2 protein-coding genes are annotated in these 4,572 nt (G+C 43.8%); both read left to right on the forward strand.

Annotated elements, in window-relative coordinates; translation table 11 throughout:
• The first annotated feature begins 177 nt into the window (after positions 1–177).
• Complete coding sequence (locus ABHN01_RS24905) at positions 178–723, forward strand: GNAT family N-acetyltransferase (RefSeq protein WP_290399417.1); 546 nt, start codon at positions 178–180, stop codon at positions 721–723.
• 112 nt (positions 724–835) lie between these two features.
• Positions 836–4,525 carry a dynamin family protein gene (locus ABHN01_RS24910; RefSeq protein WP_429877777.1) on the forward strand — a complete coding sequence of 1,230 codons (3,690 nt, stop codon included), beginning with the start codon at positions 836–838 and terminating at the stop codon, positions 4,523–4,525.
• Positions 4,526–4,572 lie beyond the last annotated feature (47 nt).

Here is a 4,572-nt window from a genome sequence, read left to right on the forward strand (position 1 = left end):
AACCGCGATATGTCATATCGTGCTCCAAAGCGCATGAGAGAAGATAAAAAAGCGAGATAAGCCACTATAGAAGAAATTTAAAAAGGAACCTGACAAACGCCAAGATGGCGAACGGGTTCCTTTTTTATGTGTTTCTACGTCAGGATTTTGGCATACTACCGGGTAGGAGGGATTACGATGGAGATTCAAGGTTCAACTTATACATTCATAGCTAAAAACGGTGAAGAAATCACACTTCGGCCAGTCAAGCTGGAGGACGCGCACCAGATTATCGATGCGGTGCAAGAAATCGTGGAAGCTGGAGAATTTTTGCAAAAGGAAAGACCACGCACCCTGGATGAGGAGGAAGCCTTTATCAAGGACTGCCAGGAGAAAGGCAACATGTACACCGCGATTGAAAAACAAGGAACGGTCATTGGCATCGCCCGCATCCTGAAAGGCGACTTAACGATGAAAAAACATACCGGCATGTTCAGAACTTGGATCAACTCAAAGGGACAAGGACTTGGGATTGGAAAAGAAGTAATGGATTACTCGATACGCTGGGCAAAAACGAACGGACTCTATAAAATTTCTCTTACGGTTTTTTCAGAAAACAAAATTGCCATTCGCCTTTATGAAAAAGCGGGTTTTGTTGTAGAAGGGATTCAGAAGGGACAAGTAAAAATCAATGAGGAATTGCAGGATGAATGGTGGATGGCCTACTTTTTGAGCAGCGACTAGAAATCTTCTCCGATTAAAATTTGACTTTGCACAAAACCGTTTCTTATTTCATAGAGAATCATACATAAATATGATAAAGTGTAGAGGACAAAGACTAAAATTGGAGAGTTCAATGGATAAAGCACGAATGACTGAAACTAGAGATCAACAAGTAAGCAGTACAGCTGCCTCAATTGCTGCAGCTTATCTGGAATTAACGAAACTTGGTTCACATACCGAAGCAGAAGCGGTGCTGGAGCTTTTTGAGAAAGTCAAGAATCAGCAGTTTGCCATTGCATTTTGCGGACATTTTTCGGCCGGTAAATCAAGCATGATCAATGAACTGATCGGGGAAAACATTCTCCCTTCCAGTCCTATTCCTACGAGCGCGAATGTTGTAAAGGTACAATGCGGGAATCCTTCGGCAAGAGTGAAAATGAGAAACAAGGGGATCATTCAGATCAACCCGCCTGTAAATATGGCGGAAATTAAAAGATGGGCCAAAAACGGGGAAGAGATTGAAAGTATTGAAATCAATGTGGATCAGGGGCTTTTGCCTGACCGCATTGCGATCTATGATACCCCTGGCATCGATTCTACCGATGCTGCTCATAAGATCGCAACGGAATCTGCCCTCCATATGGCAGATGTTGTCTTTTATATCATGGACTATAACCATGTGCTGTCACAGCTGAATTTTATGTTTATACGGCTGCTGAAGGAACAGGGAAAAAAAGTTTACCTTATCGTAAACCAGATCGATAAACACAATGAAAAAGAACTTTCTTTTCAAGCGTTCGCAGAAAAGATTAAAAGCGGATTCAAGAGCTGGGATATTGAGCCGGAAGAGATTTTTTTCACATCGATCATGGACAGGAGCCATAACGGCAATGAGCTGCAAGACATTAAAACCCTTTTTCAGAAGTTCTATTTGGCGAAGGATGAATGGATTCAGGAAAACGCATTAAGCGAAACTGAGCGCTTGATCAGAACTGCGGTGCAAACGCATCTTGACCACGATGAAGACCTTAACCGTGACGCGTTTGAACGAGCTGAAGGGTCGGACGAAAGCATGGAAGAGCAAAAAAAGGCTCATCTTCTCGTGAAAAAGGGAACGATCGAAAATGAGGCAGGACAAAAAAAGGCGGATGCCGCCAAACGGTTCAAGGACATTCTCGACAACGCCATTCTCATGCCTTTCCATACGAGAGAACTGGCTAAAAACTACATCGAGAGCCGGCAGGACAGCTTTAAAGTCGGCGTTTTGTTTACCTCCAAAAAAACGGAAGCTGAACTGAATGCACGTCTTCAATCCTTCTTTGAATCCGTTCAGGAGAATATAAAGACACAGATCAGCTGGCATCTTAAAGATTACTTTCATGACATGTCCGCTGGAATGAAAGAAGAACCTGCACTTTCTACAGAACGTCTGGCAGCATTGATCAAGCCTGGCGCTTCCTTAAACGGCAATTATGTTCTGCAATACTGCAATGATGTAGTGGAAGATATTAAGCGCACTTTTTTGTCACATTACAGGCCGGAACTTGACCAAATCACGAATGTGATAGACAGGGACGCTGAAGCAGAGGTTCAAAAGTATGAGGCGCTGATCATAGAGCAGGAAAAGCTTTTGGCGGCACATAGAAAAACAAAAGAAGTGAAACAAAAATGGCACCGCACCGAACGGGAGCTTTTAGACAGCTTGTACAGGGGCGATAACCAGGCTGACGCGTTTGCAGAAGCCGATCATGCCCTTGCGGCACAGGAGGCTGAGGCTTGTTTACTGCCCGCTGATGATGGAGAGGGAAGCCGGAATACTGGACAAGTAACCGAGATCCAGATCCATGAAAAGGATTTGGCTGAAGAAGCAGCAGTGAACGATGAGAAGACAGGGGATGTGTCCACGTTAGAGAATCAAGCCAAAAAACTTCATTCTGCGGCCGCCGTTCTGTCGGAATTGGAAATGATGAAAAACCAGGCGGATACGATGAAACAGTTTTCAGCGAGGCTGTTGAACCGGGATTTCACCGTCTCATTGTTTGGTGCTTTCTCAGCCGGAAAGTCATCATTCGCCAACGCGCTGATCGGGGAAGATCTTCTGCCGGTTTCTCCGAATCCAACGACAGCGACGATCAACCGGATTGCACCGCCAGATCAGGATCATCAGCATGGCACAGCTCTTATTCATTTTAAAAAAGAACAAGATCTTCTAGCTGAGATCAACCAATCACTTTCTCATTTTGGGAAGCAGGCTGAGTCCATTTTCGAGGCCATACAGGAAGCAGGGGAGATCGACGCCCGCAAAAGCTCAGATAAGCTTCGTCCCCATCTTCAATTTTTAATGGCGGTCCATAAAGGGTTCACCTCCATTAAACACCAGCTGGGCACGGAGATGTCCGTATCTGTTGAGGAGTTTAAGGCGTTTGTGGCAGATGAGGAAAAAGCTTGTTTTACAGAAAGCGTGACTGTTTATTATGAGTGTGCACTGACCATGATGGGAGTCACACTGGTGGATACACCGGGGGCTGACTCCATCAACGCGAGACATACGAATGTTGCATTTGAATTTATCAAGAAATCGGATGCCATTCTGTATGTAACCTATTATAACCATGCGTTCTCTGCAGCTGACCGTGAGTTTCTCATCCAACTGGGACGTGTTAAAGATACGTTTGAACTGGATAAAATGTTTTTCATGATCAACGCCTCAGATCTGGCAAAAGGTCAAGAAGAGCTTATGGATGTGATCGATCATGTGGGGGGAAATCTCCGCCGCTTCGGAATCAGGCATCCAAAGCTGTTTCCAATGTCGAGCTATTTTTCACTTCTGGGACAAAAGGATAGAAATGAGCTGTCTCAGGAAGAACTCAACAAACTGAACAGAAAGTATGGAGAGCTGCAAAAGGATGAACTTCTGCAGCAGACCGGCTACATAAGCTTCTTAACGGCCTTTACGTCATTCTTAAAAGATGATCTTGCTTCAGTGATGGTCAATTCAGCCATCAACCAATATGAACAGTCGAAGGTGTTGCTTGAACGGTTGATCAATGAAACAGAGGCCAGCCAAAAGGATCGCGAACGAAGAAAAGAAGAACTTAAGAATACGTGCAGACTCGCGCTGCAGAAGATGGACAGCTTTTCTTTGGAGCCGAAACAAGAAATGCTGCAAAAAGAAATTCATGAACTTTTGTTTTATGTTAAACAGAGAGTGATGCTACGGTTTACGGAATTTTTCAACGAGGCTTTTAATTCCTCTGTCATTACAGGATCTGTAAAGGAACAAAAAAACGCTTTGCCTGAAAGCTTCAAGGAACTGCATCAACGGATTCAATTTGATCTGCAGCAGGAATCTCGGGCGACAGTGCTCCGAATTGAAAAATTTATCCTTCATCTGCTGAATGAGATGAACGAAGAAATGGATCTGAAGCTGAAAAGCTTGAACACTCCACAGTACCTCATGCAAAATGAGGGGATTCAGTTTAAAACTCTTGAAATAGAAACGAAGCTTAAAGAAGCTGAAGGATCTCAATCGGTGTTTAAGGATTTTAAAAATGCCCGCCATTTCTTCGAAGAAGGCGGAAAAAAATCCTTCATGGGTAAAATGTATGCCCTGATGGAAAATCCGGTAGAGACTTTTGTCAATGAAAGTGCCCTCACTTTCAACGGATATTACGAGTCCACATTAATGAAATTCGCGTATTTAGAAATCAACCGGAGGAAAACGGAGACTGAAGTGTATTTCGAAGGGCTTCAAAAAGCACTGGATACTCCTGAACTCCTTGAAAAGATGAAGGAAAGCTTGCAGAAACTAAACTCGCTATAAATAAAAAGGAAACCGCACAGCGGTTTCCTTTCAGAACGTCGACAAAC

Source organism: Fictibacillus sp. NRS-1165 (genome assembly GCF_050468105.1).
In the GTDB taxonomy this organism is placed as follows: domain Bacteria; phylum Bacillota; class Bacilli; order Bacillales; family Fictibacillaceae; genus Fictibacillus_C; species Fictibacillus_C terrinigri.

Bases quoted from the DNA above. Each gene is read 5' to 3' on its own strand.
- ABHN01_RS24905 (WP_290399417.1), top strand. From the start codon at position 178: ATGGAGATTCAAGGTTCAACTTATACATTCATAGCTAAAAACGGTGAA.
- ABHN01_RS24910 (WP_429877777.1), top strand. From the start codon at position 836: ATGGATAAAGCACGAATGACTGAAACTAGAGATCAACAAGTAAGCAGT.